General features: G+C 44.3%; 13 protein-coding genes. 7 read left to right on the top strand and 6 right to left on the bottom strand.

Annotation, left to right across the window (positions count from 1 at the left end; genetic code table 11):
* Window positions 1-98: 98 nt before the first annotated feature.
* The 4 genes from ACYVGO_RS07295 to ACYVGO_RS07280 all read left to right on the top strand — a co-directional run bounded on the left by ACYVGO_RS07295 (window position 99) and on the right by ACYVGO_RS07280 (window position 4,718).
* Entirely contained in the window at window positions 99-1,067 is a 969-nt protein-coding gene (locus ACYVGO_RS07295; protein ID WP_460968632.1) for a KpsF/GutQ family sugar-phosphate isomerase, read from the top strand.
* A gap of 384 nt (window positions 1,068-1,451) precedes the next feature.
* The gene (locus ACYVGO_RS07290; protein WP_111347040.1) at window positions 1,452-1,967 is read left to right on the top strand and encodes an RNA polymerase sigma factor; all 516 of its coding nucleotides are present in this window, start codon (window positions 1,452-1,454) and stop codon (window positions 1,965-1,967) included.
* Between the two features lie 330 nt (window positions 1,968-2,297).
* Window positions 2,298-3,770: a phytoene desaturase family protein gene (locus ACYVGO_RS07285; protein WP_460968630.1), complete on the top strand. Its 1,473-nt coding sequence runs from the start codon at window positions 2,298-2,300 to the stop codon at window positions 3,768-3,770.
* A gap of 111 nt (window positions 3,771-3,881) precedes the next feature.
* Window positions 3,882-4,718 carry a phytoene/squalene synthase family protein gene (locus ACYVGO_RS07280; protein ID WP_142775896.1) on the top strand — a complete coding sequence of 279 codons (837 nt, stop codon included), beginning with the start codon at window positions 3,882-3,884 and terminating at the stop codon, window positions 4,716-4,718.
* Window positions 4,719-4,726: 8 nt separating this feature from the next.
* Here ACYVGO_RS07280 and ACYVGO_RS07275 read toward each other — a convergent pair whose 3' ends face one another.
* Window positions 4,727-5,623: a cupin-like domain-containing protein gene (locus ACYVGO_RS07275; RefSeq protein WP_142775897.1), complete on the bottom strand. Its 897-nt coding sequence runs from the start codon at window positions 5,621-5,623 to the stop codon at window positions 4,727-4,729.
* A gap of 187 nt (window positions 5,624-5,810) precedes the next feature.
* Between ACYVGO_RS07275 and gatB the strand changes: the two genes are divergently transcribed.
* The 3 genes from gatB (at window position 5,811) to proC (ending at window position 9,352) form a co-directional block, all read left to right on the top strand.
* Window positions 5,811-7,301 carry an Asp-tRNA(Asn)/Glu-tRNA(Gln) amidotransferase subunit GatB gene (gatB, locus tag ACYVGO_RS07270; protein ID WP_460968628.1) on the top strand — a complete coding sequence of 497 codons (1,491 nt, stop codon included), beginning with the start codon at window positions 5,811-5,813 and terminating at the stop codon, window positions 7,299-7,301.
* Window positions 7,298-8,431 (top strand): TlpA disulfide reductase family protein, encoded by a 1,134-nt coding sequence (locus ACYVGO_RS07265; RefSeq protein WP_142775899.1) that lies wholly within the window; start codon window positions 7,298-7,300, stop codon window positions 8,429-8,431. The genes gatB and ACYVGO_RS07265 overlap by 4 nt, the downstream gene beginning before the upstream one ends.
* Window positions 8,432-8,548: 117 nt before the next feature.
* Window positions 8,549-9,352 (top strand): pyrroline-5-carboxylate reductase, encoded by an 804-nt coding sequence (gene proC, locus ACYVGO_RS07260; RefSeq protein WP_460968626.1) that lies wholly within the window; start codon window positions 8,549-8,551, stop codon window positions 9,350-9,352.
* 802 nt (window positions 9,353-10,154) lie between these two features.
* Here proC and ACYVGO_RS07255 read toward each other — a convergent pair.
* From ACYVGO_RS07255 to plsY, 5 genes are all read right to left on the bottom strand, one after another.
* Window positions 10,155-10,835 (bottom strand): hypothetical protein, encoded by a 681-nt coding sequence (locus tag ACYVGO_RS07255; protein ID WP_460968624.1) that lies wholly within the window; start codon window positions 10,833-10,835, stop codon window positions 10,155-10,157.
* An 808-nt stretch (window positions 10,836-11,643) separates the two neighbouring features.
* Window positions 11,644-12,984: an adenylosuccinate lyase gene (gene purB / locus ACYVGO_RS07250; RefSeq protein ID WP_142775903.1), complete on the bottom strand. Its 1,341-nt coding sequence runs from the start codon at window positions 12,982-12,984 to the stop codon at window positions 11,644-11,646.
* 81 nt (window positions 12,985-13,065) lie between these two features.
* Window positions 13,066-14,523 carry a DUF1207 domain-containing protein gene (locus ACYVGO_RS07245; protein ID WP_460968622.1) on the bottom strand — a complete coding sequence of 486 codons (1,458 nt, stop codon included), beginning with the start codon at window positions 14,521-14,523 and terminating at the stop codon, window positions 13,066-13,068.
* 54 nt (window positions 14,524-14,577) lie between these two features.
* Window positions 14,578-15,939 carry a dipeptidase gene (locus ACYVGO_RS07240; protein WP_460968620.1) on the bottom strand — a complete coding sequence of 454 codons (1,362 nt, stop codon included), beginning with the start codon at window positions 15,937-15,939 and terminating at the stop codon, window positions 14,578-14,580.
* 160 nt (window positions 15,940-16,099) lie between these two features.
* Window positions 16,100-16,750: a glycerol-3-phosphate 1-O-acyltransferase PlsY gene (gene plsY / locus ACYVGO_RS07235; protein ID WP_142775906.1), complete on the bottom strand. Its 651-nt coding sequence runs from the start codon at window positions 16,748-16,750 to the stop codon at window positions 16,100-16,102.
* Window positions 16,751-16,773: the final 23 nt, after the last annotated feature.

The following is a 16,773-nucleotide window of genomic DNA, read 5'->3' as shown; positions in this document are numbered from 1 at the left end:
CGTACAAAAGTTACTTTCCTCTATTTGCTTGCCGTATCTTTGCTATATAAAGTTAGCGAATATACACAGCAAAGTATTCCTGTTTATCAAAACTGACATTGAAAGTAATAAAAAATCCTAAGACCATCGCCCGTTCGGTACTCTTGGCCGAAGCGGAAGCTATCCGGAACGCCGTTGATTTGCTTGATGACCAATTTGATTCAGCCGTTGAAACGTTGCTAATGACCACAGGCCGTCTGGTCGTAACAGGCGTTGGCAAAAGTGCGCTGATTGGTCAGAAAATTGTTGCAACCATGAACTCCACCGGTACGCCTGCTTTGTTCATGCATGCTGCGGATGCGATTCATGGCGACTTAGGCATGATCCAGGATAACGATGTGGTTCTTATTATCTCGAAGAGTGGGAATACAGCTGAAATAAAGGTCTTATTACCCTTGCTGAAGCGAACAAACGTTCAGCTAATAGCACTCGTAAGTGCACGCGATTCCTATTTAGCTCAGCATGCCAACCATGTACTTCATGCGTATGCCGAATACGAAGCAGATCCATTGAATTTAGCCCCAACTACGAGTACAACGGTAGCTCTCGCACTAGGTGATGCACTGGCTGTCAGTCTTTTAGAGCTACGTGGTTTTACCAGACAGGATTTTGCCCGCTATCATCCGGGTGGATCGTTAGGAAAAAGGTTATATCTGAAAGTAGCCGACATTTTCCCACACAATCAGTGCCCGCAAGTTCTACCAGACACAACCATCAAAGACGTTATTTTTACAATTTCCGCCAACCGTTTAGGAGCAACCGCTGTAGTCGATGAGGCTGGTTTGCTGCTTGGTATTGTTACCGATGGTGATATTCGGCGGCTAGCCTATGAGCACGATTCATTCTGGAAACTCTGTGCGCAGGATGCAATGACTGCTGAACCAGTTTGCGTAGCACCCGACGAGTATGCTGTAGCGGCTTTACAGTTAATGCAGGAGCGAGATATTACGCAGCTTATTGTGGCCGAATCGGGGCATATTTATGGCTTTGTGCATCTACATGATTTATTAAAGGAAGGTCTTATCTGACCCGTTTTCTTCTTAATATCGGTACAACTTCTAAGTTATGTCTCTATTCTGGCAACTATTACCAGCTTGCATGCTAATGCCTAACATATACGCTTGAGATATTTGGAAAACTCAGGTAGGGGCCCGAAGTTTGTTTAACAAAAAATTACAAATGCTAAACAAAATCCACACCTGAGATTCCCCAGAATGGGGGAAATATTCCACACTCCCCAATTATGAATCCCACCTGTACTGAGTTTGGCAAGCAAAATTAAGCAAACACAATACACTGATTTAAAGTCAATTATCACTAAAAGTGGAATCATATATTAATTTCTGGAGAGACTGGTTGTTTTTTTGTTTTGTAGATGTGCAGATGTGATTCAACAGAAAAACTAAACAGCCATGACAGCTCTCGAATTTACTAATCATATTGGCAAAGTGTCCAAATCGTTACGCCCATTCGCGCTCCGTCTTACAAAAGATGTTGAAGATGCGAACGACTTATTACAGGACACATTACTGAAAGCATTTACCAATCGTGATAAATACACGGACGGTACCAATCTGAAAGCTTGGTTGTATACGATCATGAAAAACACATTCATCACGAACTATCAGCGCATGGTGCGTAAAAACACCTTCATTGATACAACCGACAACCTGCACTACATTAATTCCATAGAAAGCAGCACTGATAACCTGGCTTATTCGTCCTTTGCTCAGGATGATATCAACCGGGCAGTGAACGGCCTTGACGATACGTATAAAACTCCGTTTATGATGCATTTCCGGGGTTTTAAATACCATGAAATTGCGGCAAAATTGAATATTCCCATTGGGACGGTAAAGAACCGAATTCACATTGCCCGGAAAGAATTGAAAGATCAATTAAAAGTTTACGCTTATTTTAACGCATAAGCGATACTTTGCGGACATTGCTCCGTCTAAGACATATTGATTGAGTAGTTTTTGGTTAAAAAAGAGGAAGGTTCGAAAAAGTTGGGTGGTGTCCACCCAACTTTTTTTCATTTTATAACTTGACAATCAAGCGTTTATTGATTTCAAAAGCAGGTGTCACGAAATTATTGATAGGTTGACACACTCATAAAGTTGCAATGCCTAATTTCTCTCTCAGTAGACCAAGCAGGCCTTTACCTACTTTGTTTTCGCAAAATTTCGGCTAGCTTCACGCAAACAAATTGCTTCATCAAGCAATTATCTGTTGACTCAATCATTTTTTTCTAACTAATGCCCCAACGCGTTCTTGTTATTGGAGCCGGATTTGCCGGGTTGGCCGCTGCCACCAGCCTTGCCGATAAAGGTTACGACGTTACTATTCTCGAAAAGAATTCTATGCCTGGTGGCCGGGCCCGTGTTTTTCAGGCGGAAGGTTTCACCTTCGATATGGGCCCAAGCTGGTACTGGATGCCCGATGTATTTGAAACCTATTTTGCCCGTTTCGGTAAAAAGCCGTCTGATTATTACAATCTTGTTCGACTTGACCCTTCTTACAAAGTCGTCTTTGGGCCCAACGAATCCGTTGATCTTCCGGCTGGTATAGACAATTTAGAAATCCTTTTTGAGCAAATAGAGCCTGGTAGTGGACCCCAACTTCGGGAGTTCCTGAAACAGGCCGCCTATAAGTATGAGGTTGGTATGAATCGGTTTGTCTGGAAACCAAGCCGGTCTGTTACCGAATTTCTTAGTTTGAAATTGCTGTATGATGTGACAAGACTCGATGTTTTTCAGTCATTTGCGACACATGCCCGTAAGTTTTTTAAACACCCGCGTCTGCTCGAAATTGTTGAGTTTCCTGTATTATTCCTAGGAGCTACGGCCGAGAATACACCCGCCATGTACAGCCTGATGAATTATGCCGAAATGGCCTTAGGAACCTGGTATCCAATGGGTGGTATGTACGAAATTGTGAAAGCAATGGTAAGCCTGGCGGAGGAGAAAGGTGTTAAAATTTTACTGAACCAGACAGTCCAAAAAATTGACATATTGAATAAAAAGGCGCAACGGGTTGTTACGAACGATGGTATTTTTGAGGCCGATGTAGTGGTGGCCGGAGCAGACTATAACCACGTTGAAACGAGTCTGGTCGATCCAGTCAACCGAAATTATAGCGACGATTATTGGCAGAAACGGGTTATGGCCCCCTCATCACTGCTGTTTTACCTGGGTGTGAGTAAACGGGTTCCGCGTTTACAACATCATAATCTCTTCTTCGATGAAGATTTTACCCTTCACTCGCAGGAGATTTATGAAACGCCCCGCTGGCCTACCAAGCCCTTGTTCTATGCATCGGCTCCTTCAAAAACCGATCCTGGCATAGCACCCGAAGGTTGCGAGAATTTATTCCTGCTTATTCCTGTGGCTCCCGGCCTTACAGATGATGAGGATACCCGCGAACATTACTTCAACCTGATTATGGATCGGCTGGAAGCTTACGTAGGTGAGGCTATTCGCAGTCATATTGTATTCAAACGGAGCTATGCACACCGAGATTTCGAACATGATTACAATGCTTTTCGGGGTAATGCATATGGCCTGGCCAACACATTAAAACAAACTGCATTTTTTAAACCATCCCTCAAGAACAAAAGGGTTAACAACTTGTTCTACACCGGTCAACTCACGGTGCCAGGGCCTGGTGTACCCCCTTCCCTGATTTCAGGATTGGTCGTAGCTGATGAGGTTGCCAAAGAATTTGTTTAGTTTTAGAGGAAAAGCAAGAAAAAACAGGAAAAAATAAAGTCAAATCCGTTTAATTCTCTTTATACCTGTTTCCTCTGATGGTTTTCCGTTAACCCTTCCTTCTTACACTTTATGATGGCGTTGTTCAATAAAACCGCACTGGAATGTAGTAAATTAATTACGGAACGTTACAGTACGTCGTTTACCTTAGGCATCAAGACACTCGACCGTAAATTTCATTTCCCGATCTACGCCATCTACGGGTTTGTTCGGTATGCCGATGAAATTGTGGACACCTTTCATGACTACGATAAAAAAACACTGCTCGAGCGCTTTAAACACGACGCCTATCAGGCTATCGACGAAGGCATTAGTTTAAATCCGGTTTTGCAGTCGTTCCAACTGGTTGTTAGGGAGTATAAAATTGAACACGAGCTTATTGAGGCCTTTCTGAAAAGTATGGAAATGGACCTCTATTGCCAGGAATATGATACGGACGGCTATAGCGAATACATCTATGGATCAGCAGAAGTTGTAGGCCTGATGTGTTTGCGTGTATTCTGTGAGGGCAATTCAACGGAGTTTAACCGACTATGCGAACCCGCTCGCAAGCTAGGTGCTGCCTTCCAGAAAGTGAACTTCCTACGCGATATGAAAAGCGACTTTGTAGAACGCGGGCGTACTTATTTCCCCGGTGTCGATTTTAGCAACTTTGGCTGTGATGTAAAGCAAGTGATTGAAGACGATATTCAACGTGACTTCGATGAGGCTTATATTGGTATTCTAAACCTGCCACGTGGTGCCAGAATGGGGGTTTATCTGGCCTATATGTATTACCAAACGCTGTTTAATAAAATAAAGCAACTCCCGGCTTCCCGCATTCAGAATGAGCGGGTTCGCGTACCGAACCCGCAGAAATTTGCCCTTCTGGCACAAACGTATCTGAAGTATCGACTGAATGTGATTTGATAACAACGTTACACACTCACTCCAGCCTTTTCCAGCGTACCCAGTATCCCGCCTGCCACAGAAAGGTAGGCCTGAACGGCTTTGGCTAATTTGGGTTTTCGCTGTTGCATATTCATATCCACCTCATTCATGAAATTTTTCCAGTTAGAGGCATTCAGGCTATCCAGCGCAACGGATATAGTAGGCGTTAGTGAACGGGCAGTATGCCACCATCCGCACGGAATAAACAGTGTCTCGCCAGGGCCAACAACAAATGAGACTGGAGTTGCTTTGGCAAACAGCGGATATTTTTCCAGATCAGGATTCCAGATATCATTTACCTGCGAAACCCAGGTATTTCCGGGAGTTGGGTACAGATAAGGCGTTTGATCAGGTGGGATAACCGTAAATTCTTTCTCACCATATAATTGTGTAATGAAGGCATGAAGACACATAAAGTCGTAATGCACGTAAGGGAACAAAGCTCCTGGGCTACCAAAAAATATCTCCAGTGTATTGGCTCCCGATAATAGCCGATTTGGTACAAGCTTGCTACCAATACGACTAGGTTGGGCGTATTTAAGTGGCGGCATAACGTCACGGAGTAACTCCGGATACTCACTCTCAATTTGAAGTGTGCAGGGATAAGGGGCTGGGTTTGCCTCGGTTCCGGTCAGCATCCAATCTATATAGTCTCCGAAATTGTAGGTCTTCCCGGCAATGTTTACTTCCCGATCGCTGTAGTGTTTTTTGAAAAACTGGGGGGTAAACTTATCCTTTGCCGACCACGCTTTACACGCATCACCAATTACAACGGGATAATTCGCGAAAAGATGTTTCTCGGCGAACTCTTCATAGCTCATGTGGTATTTTTTTTCTACCACAATATTTTTCTCATGAACTAATTCAACAGTTTGGGTAGTCATTTTCGGAGGAGGTCATTCAAGGTAAAAAAGATACAGTCAGACTTTAGACGGTAAATTTTTAAAATAGACATCCATAAGTTGGTCTATTTATTGTTCGGTACCTTTAGCTGTTTCCGTTAATCCTGATTAGTAACCGGCAACTGTTTTATTTCTGCCTATCTTTGCCTAAAATCACTAATTTTTACCAATGGTAGCCGAAGCGACCCTTTCGCCAGAAGTTCTGTCTCAATACGAAGCCGTTATTGGGTTAGAAGTACACTGCCAGTTGCTTACGCAAAGCAAAATTTTTGCGGCTGATGCCAATGCATTTGGCGCAGAACCGAACACCAATATCAGTGTTATTACACTCGGGTATCCGGGTACGTTGCCTAAATTAAATCGTAAGGCTGTTGAATTCGCCATTCGTATGGGATTGGCCTGCGGTAGTGAAATAACACGCTATAACGTGTTTGCCCGTAAGAATTACTTTTACCCTGATCTGCCGAAAGGCTATCAGTTATCGCAGGATAAAGGTCCGATTTGTGTGGGTGGCGGTATCCCGATTAAAGCCAAAGACCCAGTTACAGGTCAATCTTACCAAACAACCATTCAGCTCCATCATATTCATCTTGAAGAAGATGCGGGCAAATCCATTCACGATGGTGATGAATGGGCCACTCAGCTCGATTATAACCGAGCCGGAACGCCCTTGATCGAGATGGTGACAGACCCCACGATTCGCACTGCCGACGAAGCTGGTCAGTACCTAACCGAGGTCAGACGGTTGGTACGGTATCTGGATATCTGCGACGGTAATATGGAGGAAGGTTCGCTACGTTGCGACGTAAACGTTTCCATCCGACCTAAGGGTGCAACGAATCTCGGCACGAAGGTTGAAGTCAAAAATCTGAACTCGATTCGGAACGTAATGCGAGCCGTTGACAGCGAATTTCTGCGGCAGGTTGAATTAACTGAATCGGGTGGGCGTATTGTGCAGGAAACCCGCACGTTCGATGCCGCCACCGGCCTAAGCTATGGCATGCGTGAGAAAGAAACCATGAACGATTACCGCTATTTTCCTGATCCCGACCTGACACCAGTCGTGATTTCGGAGGAATGGCTGGCGGATATTCAGGCTCAGATGCCGGTACTTCCGGCTACGTTATACCAGAAATTTACGACGACGTACGGTTTGCCTGAGTATGATGCGGCTTTACTCACCGATGCTAAGGAATTGGCCGAATATTACGAAGCTGTTTGTACGCAGACGACTAATTATAAAGCTGCGTCGAACTGGATTATGGGTCCTGTAAAAGGGCAACTTAACGAAAAAACGTTGCGTGATCGTCAGTTTCCGGTTTCGGCAGACCAGTTAGCTGCGTTAATTGCGCTTATTGACAACGGAACCGTAAGTCAGACGGCTGCCCAACAGGTATTTACGTTATTAACAGAGCAACCTGATTCGTCCCCTGCCGAACTCGCGCAGAAACACGGACTCATTCAGAATCGCAATACAGACACTTTGCAAACGTTGGTAGAAGAAGTACTGGCAGCCTGGCCTGATAAAGTAGAGCAATACCGGAAAGGCAAGAAAAATTTACTTGGCATGTTTGTTGGCGAGGTCATGAAAAAATCGAAAGGCTCTGCCGACCCTAAATTGGTGAATGAGTTGTTAGCGAAGACATTACAGAAAATATGAAAAACGTAGTATTCAGCATCGCTGGTTTCATGGCGCTCAGCCTCGTAGCCAATGCCCAAACCACAAAACCATTTACGGTTACAGGCAAAATCAACAAAGCAACGCCGGGCAGCTATGTCTATCTGGAAACAAACTCACAGCCGACCCGTAAAATTGACTCAACCAAACTAGCTTCGGGCAACACATTTACACTCAACGGTAAGGTAGCCGACGGTGGTGAAGTATTTGTATTAAATGTAGGCGGTGGCCAGAAGATGGCACTGCTGGTTGAAGGGGGCGAAACCCTGAACGTGGTGGCTGATGGTTTCCGGATGGATGCCAAAACAGGGCAGACGGGTCAGGCAGCCGTAACAGGCTCCAAGAATATGGAGTACTATGAAAAGTTAAATACGCTCCGCACCGATATGGAAACCAAAGTTGCTAACTGGAACAAACAGGTAGCAGCAGCAACTGAGAAAAAAGACAACAAGAAAATTGCCCAAATCGAGCAGGATTATCAGACTGCTGAACAAGAAGTTGTCAATAAAGTGAAAGCTATGCTACCCGATATGGGAACTTCGCTGGTGTCGCTTTTTGCCCTAAACTTCATTAACATCGACAGTGATTTTGCCACCTACGATGCCTTAGCGCAGCGATTCGAGAAAGAGAATCCCAACAGCCCGCATGCCAAATCGCTAATTGGTCGAGTGGCTCGCATTAAAGGCGTATCCATTGGTGCACCCGCGCCAGAAATAGCACTGAACGATACGACCGGCACCCCAGTTCCACTATCGTCATTGCGTGGCAAATACGTTCTGATTGACTTCTGGGCTTCCTGGTGTGGTCCCTGCCGGGCCGAAAACCCGAATGTTGTACGCATGTATAACAAATTCAAAGACAAAGGTTTCGCTATTTATAGTGTCTCGCTGGATCAGGCTAAAGCCAACTGGACTAAAGCTATCCGTAATGATAACTTAACCTGGACCCACGTTTCGGACCTTAAATTCTGGCAGTCAGCAGCGGCTCAGCAATATGGTGTTCAGGCGATTCCGGCTACATTCCTGCTTGATAAGGACGGTAAAATCATCGCCAAAAACCTGCGTGGTGAAGCACTAGAGCAAAAACTCGAAGAAATTTTACAAGTAAAATAGGTTGTAAAGGGAAGAGAGGGAGGAAGGTGGAAAGGGAAAAAAGGACTTTATCATTCTTATTCCCTTTCCACCTTCCTCCCTCTCTTCCCTTTACAACCTCTCCTCCTTTCCCCATTTATGAAAATTGCTATTGTAGGCTGCGGCAACATGGGTATGGCTTTTGCCAAATCGTTTTTGCAGTACGACCTTGTAAAAAAAGACGACTTACTCTTAATTGAAAAAAGCAGCGATCGCTCTGAAGCCCTAAAAGCTGAAAAGGCGGGCGTTGTTGTTGACACGATTGGCCCGCATGTTGGCGAAACCGACTTAATTATCCTGTCGGTAAAACCACAGGATTTTAACAGCGTTCACGAGGCTCTACGTGCTATTATTCAGCCCAGGCAGGTCATTTTGTCCATAATGGCGGGTATTCCTATTGCTCAGATTCAGAAAAAGCTGGCCCACCCGCTGGTTGTTAGAGCCATGCCCAACACGCCCGCTATGCTTGGCATGGGTATTACCGGCTTCACCGCTGCGAAAGAAGTAGATATGACTAACCTGCGTAAGATCGAAAATCTGATTAATGCTACGGGTCGGTCTATTTTTCTGGAGGATGAAGGGATGCTTGATGCCGTAACGGCCCTTAGCGGTAGCGGCCCTGCTTATTTCTATTACGTTGTAAAAGCCATGATTGAAGCAGGTAAACAAATGGGCTTCGACGATTCGGTTTCGGCCTTATTGGTCAAACAAACCATGCTTGGCGCTTATCACCTGATCAACAATGCTGATAAATCGTTAGACGACCTTATCAAAGCTGTAGCTTCCAAAGGTGGAACTACCGAAGCAGCCCTACGCGAATTTGAAAGTGGTGGATTGTCGGATACGCTGATAGTGGGAATAAAAGCCGCCCAGATCCGGGCAACCGAGTTATCGAAGGGGTAATTGTATAGGCCAGGCGCTGGCCTATACAATTACTTAGTTTTTGCAGCATGCCGCTTAAGCTTCTCCAGCATTTCAGCCTGTTTGTATCGTTCAGCAATGAGCAAGGCGTTGGTTTCGCCTTTTAGCTTTGGGGTATGTAACGTTTTAACATCTGGATTTTGAGTCAATAAAAAATCAAAGATTTCTTTGTGATTTCCAGTAATTGCATTTTCCAGGTTTGTATATTCGTCAGAAGATGCATTTACATTAAAAGGACAGGTAAATTGTTGTTATAAATTAATCGATTATCGGTGGTATCTATTGCAAAACCTTTTTTGATTAATTGATAGATCGCTTTTGTGTTTTTGCTCGCTAAGACAATAAAGCGTTTCGTTGCTCTGAGCTAAGCCGAGTGGCAAAAAATCCAGTAACTTCCACGTAAATAATTGTTGTAATTAGCTAAGGTTTCCCAAACGAAAAAGCGATAGAAGGTCCACTACTGAAAATAAGATTACTGATACCTGTTAATGTAACCATTGAACTAACTACCAGTAGATTAACCACTAATGTCATTATATAGTATAAATTTGGGTCATCAGAACTATTGCTGCTAAAAGTCGACATAATAACAAATACCAACAGCGTAGCAGCTACTGCAAGTATCCAGATCGGAAAATGAAGATACAGCAGTTTATTTGTCAGACTAAATAGAATAGCAGCTACAACCATAAAAAATATATTGAATAGGACATAGAGAATAAGAAAAAATAAGAAGCTTATGGTATTCTGCAAAGGGTTTGGTGAACTACTCATAGTCGTAAAATTAGTTTTGTAAAGCGTTCTTTATCCATTCATATCGATCTTTATAGCCCTCAACGGTGTCAGGGACGCGCCAGCTTACGACTATACCACCCATAGCAGGTTTAAAAATTTCACAATCTTTTAAATCAAAAAAGCGCATATGGCTTTTCCATAAATTAGTATGCGGTGTATTTTCTTTAGCAGTTTTAAATTTTTGCTCCAATACATTAGCGCCTGTTTTTCCATTAAAATAATAGGAGCAATCTAAAATAATACTGGCCGTATTAGTACTAATCGATGAAGCATAACGAATTGCCATAACAAACGGAATCTTTTCCTGTTGATTGGAGATTTCACCTATGTATGGGTAATACCTGATAGTACCAATAGCAGGTGTATTAAATAAGGGTTCAACCGCTGAAAATGTCACCTTTTTAAAGCCATTTTCTGCAAACCATTTCTTAACCTCATTCTCCCTACTAGTTCGTGATTTTACTACTACTACAAACAAACCTATAATTCCTAACGCAACAGCAACTAAGGAAAACTTCTCTCGCGGCTGCATGAAACCGATTCCGATACAGATAATCACGATAAGCAGCCATATATTGGCATATTTCGGGCTATTTCGGAATGTCATATAGTAAAATCCGGCAATTAAAAGGGCAGGCAAAAAATAGATTAACATGGTGTGTCTATTCATCTAGTTAGTACTGGGTTTGTAATAGTTTCACATCCTGGCTACAATAAATCGAGACGCCTTCTATATTAAATCTAGTTTTGTAAAAAATAAAACTGTGCTTGTAGGATGTTGACAAACTATCTGATTCATAGTTTTCAATAGCTGACCATGGGATAAACAGTGGTTTATGGCCTATGGAAAACAACTTAATTGTTTTCAAATAAAGGCCTTCGCTCGTAGACGCATATTGAATGACTCCATTATAACTACTGGATTTTCGAAATAGACAGCTGCAACTTCTGGTTTGAGTAGGTGTATACGTTGTTGAATAACTTTCTGCCAATTTTTGCCAACCCGAAGCATAGCTTATCATGTAAATAATGCCAGACCAAAGGAGTATAAAAAAGGTTATAGCTCCTATCACAATAAGGACGATAACGGATGTGTTCATTGCAGTTTCATATATAGATTACCCGCGAAACTCACTACGCCAACTCAGCCTCTGATAATTAGTCAAAACAAATTGACTTCCTAAAAACACGGCTATTGGCCAAGTGGGAGATAACGTAGTAGACTAGTTACGTCATCAAAATTAATCTTACTAGTTAGGCAGAATTGAATAGATCGATAGTTTGCTGTTGCAACTTTATAGATGGGACTACCTACTCCATTTTCGGTGACCGACGGTCATTTTTTATTCTATTGGTCAAAGCCTGAAGGCATAAGTAGCAGAAATTCCTCACAAACAGTTGTGCCACGCTTCAGAAGCGTGGCACAACTGTTTGTGAGGAATTTCTGCTAGTAAACGGCTAAGTTTCCGGCTCGCTTCTTATAAACCGGTATAGGTAAATGGCGTGATGGCTCTCAGCTCCCCTTTAACGGCTTCCGATACATTTAGCTCACTAATAAATTGTTGAATAGCCTGCTCTGTAATCTTCTCATTTGTACGTGTCAGCGCTTTTAGCGCTTCGTAGGGTTGTGGATAACCTTCGCGCCGAAGAACGGTCTGTATTCCTTCGGCTACTACGGCCCAGTTATCCTCCAGATCAGCGTGGATGGCGGCAGGATTTAACTCAAGTTTGTTTAAGCCTTTCAATAGCGATTTCAAGGCAATGAACGAATGCGCAAACGGAACGCCAATGCTCCGCAACACAGTTGAGTCGGTTAAGTCGCGCTGAAGCCGGGAGATAGGCAGTTTACCCGATAAATGCTCGAATATAGCATTGGCAATTCCTAAATTGCCTTCCGAATTCTCAAAATCAATAGGGTTCACTTTATGCGGCATTGCCGATGAACCGACTTCACCCGCCTTCAGCTTTTGCTTAAAGTAATTCATGGATACGTACGTCCACACGTCGCGATCAAGGTCGATCAGGATTGTATTTAGCCGTTTAAAGGCATCAAGGGTGGCCGCCAGCATGTCGTAATGCTCAATCTGGGTTGTGAACTGGCTACGAACCATCCCTAACCCTTCAACAAACCTGTCGCCAAACTTTTTCCAGTCTTCTTTGGGATACGCAACAACATGCGCATTGAAATTACCTGTTGCTCCTCCAAACTTGGCAGCCGTCGGGATCATAGACAGGATTTGTAATTGCTTTTCGATCCGCTCCACAAACACCGAAAGTTCTTTCCCTAAACGTGTCGGCGAAGCTGGTTGTCCGTGAGTGCGAGCCAACATCGGCACATCATCCCACTGCATAGCCAACTCCTGCAACCGCATGAATATCTGCCGATAAAGGGGTATAATTTCAGTGTCAAGCGCATCGCTTAATAAAAGTGGGATAGCGGTGTTATTAATATCCTGTGAGGTTAGTCCAAAGTGAACAAACTCCAGAAACGGCTCAACAGGCGATCCTTTCAGCTTTTCTTTAATAAAATACTCAACTGCCTTAACATCATGGTTCGTGGTCTTCTCGATCTCCTTAATCCGAAGCGCATCCGTTTCTGAAAACGTTTCATAAAGCGTTCGCAGCACCGAAAATTGCGCTGGATCAACGCCCGCCAACTGTGGGATAGGCCATTCGCAGAGGGCAATAAAATACTCTATTTCGATACGAACCCGGTAATGAATTAAACCCAGTTCTGAGAAATAGGGAGCCAATACGTCTACCTGAGACCGGTAGCGGCCGTCAACGGGTGAAATGGCCGTTAATGCAGATAATTCCATATAGTGATTTACGAATTACGAGTTACGAGTTACGAATTAGCCAGCACGTTACATCGTACATCGCAATTCGTAACTCGCAAATCAAAACGGATTCAGGTACAGGCCAATGCCTATCCACGAAGTTTGCTGTTGTTCATACTGGCTATAGGGTCGGAAACCCGAATATCCTTCCAGCAGGAACGTTAAGTTATTTTGTGTCCGGCCCAGTTCAATCCCAACACCACCATGAATACCAGGCCGGAAGTCGGTTTGTTGCCAGAATTTAATATCTGCCCCTCCTACCAGTCTAGCAGCTTTGGTAGATGGTTTTTTATAGAAGGCGCCAAGCTGCGCACTAAATAGCTTCCGCTCTTCAGTTTTTCGCAATACAATCCCAGCCCCCCCATACAATCGCCAATTGTTTACGGTACGGCTGTAGGTAAAGTCTAACTGTTCGTAATTAACGGAGTTGGGCGAGGGAGCCGTTAGCTTGTTCCGATAGATATAATCATCGCCCAAATGAGATGATATATGATACACCCGAATACGATAGTTGTTCTCCCCCCTACGCATATTGTAAATGATGCTAATTTTATAATCCGTATTGACGATTTGCCGACGTGCTTTGTTCAACGCATCATCATGATACGCTTCAAACTGCGTAAATGAGGCCAAGTCCAGTACCCATTCTTCTGCCCGGCCAGGCTCAGTAGTTCGGCGATAAAAGGGCTTGGCAAACCCAAAGGCAAAGGGGACAATACTCCCTTTATATTTCTGGCCTTCGGTCCAGTAACCAGGCAATACACTACCGTAGGTTTGTGCTTCAAGAGGATCCAGCAAAATCGGATCGAATAAATGCCCTTTGGGTAAAAACTCTTTTCCTGGTCGAACTACAGTTGGTTCAGCTCCATTAACAGATGGTACTGCCATAGAGTCGGTACGCTTCACAACGGGCCTTCTTTCACGTTTTGGGCGTTCAGCTTTCGTTTCAACTGGAACAGCAGGCTCCACAAGAACTTCCTTAACCTGCGGAGTTGGTTCCGGTGTTACGGCAGACCGATCTACTCTATCTCTTGCTTCCTTAGCTTCTCTGGCAGCTTGCTTTTCAGCTTTCTCTTTTGCCCGTTTGGCTTCTTTAGCCTCCTGCTCTTCTTTTCTACGCGCTGCTTTTAGCTCTTTTTCCGTAGGCCCTACAATCGTCGGTGTAGTCTCAACAGGCTGGCTGACGGTTGGCGGGGAAACTGGTGCGTTGGCAGACGGAGTGGGGGTTACAACAGCAGGCTTTGCTTTGAGAGCTTCTTGAGGGGGTAGTTCCTTAGCTGCTTTTTTAGCCTGACGTTGCCGCTCTTTCTCAGCCTGCTTCGCTTCATATTCACGCTGTTTTTGCAGCCATTCCGCCCGGATCTGTCGTTCTCGCTGAATTTCGCGGTCTATTTTTTCTTTTTGCTTTTGCTCAGCGGGGGTTAATACGCGAGCAGGTGGAGCAGTTGGTGTTTGTTGAGCCGAAGCCCATGTTACCCAAAAAGAACATAGTAAAAGAACCAACAGCGTTTTTTTCATAGAGAAAAGGTGGGTTAATACCTAAGCAGTCTTTAGCGACTTTCTGAAGAATGATTACTGTTTAAGAGCTGCGTAATGCTTATAGAAGTATGGAATGGTTTCGATGCCTTTATAAAAATTAAAAAGGCCGTAGCTTTCGTTAGGCGAGTGTAACGCATCGCTGTCTAAGCCAAAACCCATCAGAATTGACTTAATCCCGAGCACCTGTTCAAATAAAGCGGTAATCGGAATACTTCCTCCTCCTCGGGTTGGAATTGGTTTCTTACCCCAGGCCTCTTCAAACGCCTTGCTGGCGGCTTCAAACTCAACCGAATCAACAGGGGTTACGTAAGGCATACCACCGTGATGAGGAACAACTGTAACTGTTACACTTGCGGGTGCAATCGACTTAAAATGAGCCGTAAACATGTTCGTAATCTCATCAGGCGTTTGATTGGGAACCAAGCGCATACTGATTTTAGCGGATGCCTTCGAGGGGAGTACGGTCTTAGCGCCTTCGCCCGTATAACCACCCCATATGCCGTTAACATCTAATGTGGGCCGGATAGAAGTCCGTTCATTGGTTGAATAGCCTTTTTCGCCCATTACATCGTTGATGATCAGATCACGCTTATACTCCTCCAGATCAAAAGGTGCTTTGGCGAGTTCAGCCCGCTCAGCATCACTTAAATCAACAACGTTATCATAAAAGCCAGGTATGGTAACACGCCCATCTTCGTCATGAAGCGATGCAATCATGTCGCATAAGACATTAATTGGGTTGGCCACACCACCGCCATACACACCCGAATGCAGATCACGGTTGGCCCCTGTTACCTGGACTTCCACGTACGATAAGCCCCGGAGTCCCATTTCAAGCGAAGGCGTTTCGTTCGAAATAATGCTCGTATCCGATATAAGGATTACATCGGCTTTAAGCATGTCGCGATTTTCTGTTACAAATGTACCCAGGTGATCGGAGCCAACTTCTTCTTCGCCCTCAATCATTACCTTCACATTACACGGCAGGCCATCGGTAGCCACCATCGCTTCAATCGCTTTGATGTGCATATAAAACTGGCCTTTGTCATCGCAGGCGCCCCGGGCATAGATCCGTTCGTTACGAATCGTGGGCTCGAACGGAGGTGAATCCCATAACTCATACGGATCGGCAGGCTGCACATCGTAGTGACCATAAACCAGCACGGTTGGCCGATTGGCATCTACGATTTTTTCGGCATACACAACCGGATGGCCCGGCGTTTCGTATAAAGTGGCCTTATCTAATCCAGCAGCCGTTAATTTGTCGCGAACAAATTCGGCGGCCCGGCGTACATCGCCTTTGAAAGCTGAATCGGCAGAAACCGATGGAATACGAAGTAAGTCAAGCAGTTCATCTAAAAATCGCTGCTTATTGGTTTCAAGGTAGTTAGTCATAGATGTACTTACGATTTACGGTTTACGATTTACGATTTCTTGCGTCAGCTCAAATCGTAAATCGTAAACCGTAAATCGTACCTCAATAAGTTCGCCCCGAAGTTACGCCTTTTTCGCGCAACGACGGGGCGTTGATCTTGTTCAGACTCTTCTTTCTTACTTAATGCTTTTTACGAAACCGGATCAGAATAGTCCGGCTTTCCTGCCCCCGTAATAATCGGCCGATATTTTTCTGGTGTGTAAAAACCACTAACAGGAAAACAACAAAGCCGAATACAATTAGCAATGGGTTCTCCTTTTGACCAAAAATCTGCAATAATAATAGAACTGGGAACGCCAGTGCGGCTAAAATTGATCCGAGTGATACGTATTGGGAAGCAATAACAACCAACAGAAAAATACCGATGCAAACAGCGGCCATTTCAGGATGTGTGGCCAGCATCATACCCAGCAAGGTTGCCACCCCTTTACCGCCTTTAAAGTTGGCAAAAACAGGATATAGATGCCCAATTACGGCTACTAAGCCAAAAACAATCTTAAACGTCAGAATTTCATTAACCGTAATAACGTCAGCATACCAAAGCAGGGTTGCTAAAATAGCCGCGGTATATCCTTTCAGTACATCAACTAACATCACAATGGTACCGGCCCGTTTGCCCAGTACCCGAAAGGTATTGGTAGCACCCGCATTGCCACTCCCATACTCACGAATATCAAGGCCAAAGAATGCCTGACCGTACCAAACGGCTGAGGGAATAGACCCCAGCAAATAAGCTACTACCGTAGTGACGCTAATGATTAGAACGTTCATCAAGAAAAATTAAGAACCGGTTG

Source organism: Spirosoma migulaei, from assembly GCF_054776855.1.
Note: the sequence above shows the minus strand (reverse complement) of the source record. Positions and strands in the feature narration are given on the sequence as shown.

Excerpts from the sequence above, each read along its gene's own strand:
- ACYVGO_RS07290 (WP_111347040.1), top strand. The coding sequence starts at position 1,452 with ATGACAGCTCTCGAATTTACTAATCATATTGGCAAAGTGTCCAAATCG.
- ACYVGO_RS07285 (WP_460968630.1), top strand. The coding sequence starts at position 2,298 with ATGCCCCAACGCGTTCTTGTTATTGGAGCCGGATTTGCCGGGTTGGCC.
- ACYVGO_RS07280 (WP_142775896.1), top strand. The coding sequence starts at position 3,882 with ATGATGGCGTTGTTCAATAAAACCGCACTGGAATGTAGTAAATTAATT.
- ACYVGO_RS07275 (WP_142775897.1), bottom strand. The coding sequence starts at position 5,623 with ATGACTACCCAAACTGTTGAATTAGTTCATGAGAAAAATATTGTGGTA.
- gatB (WP_460968628.1), top strand. The coding sequence starts at position 5,811 with ATGGTAGCCGAAGCGACCCTTTCGCCAGAAGTTCTGTCTCAATACGAA.
- ACYVGO_RS07265 (WP_142775899.1), top strand. The coding sequence starts at position 7,298 with ATGAAAAACGTAGTATTCAGCATCGCTGGTTTCATGGCGCTCAGCCTC.
- proC (WP_460968626.1), top strand. The coding sequence starts at position 8,549 with ATGAAAATTGCTATTGTAGGCTGCGGCAACATGGGTATGGCTTTTGCC.
- ACYVGO_RS07255 (WP_460968624.1), bottom strand. The coding sequence starts at position 10,835 with ATGAATAGACACACCATGTTAATCTATTTTTTGCCTGCCCTTTTAATT.
- purB (WP_142775903.1), bottom strand. The coding sequence starts at position 12,984 with ATGGAATTATCTGCATTAACGGCCATTTCACCCGTTGACGGCCGCTAC.
- ACYVGO_RS07245 (WP_460968622.1), bottom strand. The coding sequence starts at position 14,523 with ATGAAAAAAACGCTGTTGGTTCTTTTACTATGTTCTTTTTGGGTAACA.
- ACYVGO_RS07240 (WP_460968620.1), bottom strand. The coding sequence starts at position 15,939 with ATGACTAACTACCTTGAAACCAATAAGCAGCGATTTTTAGATGAACTG.
- plsY (WP_142775906.1), bottom strand. The coding sequence starts at position 16,750 with ATGAACGTTCTAATCATTAGCGTCACTACGGTAGTAGCTTATTTGCTG.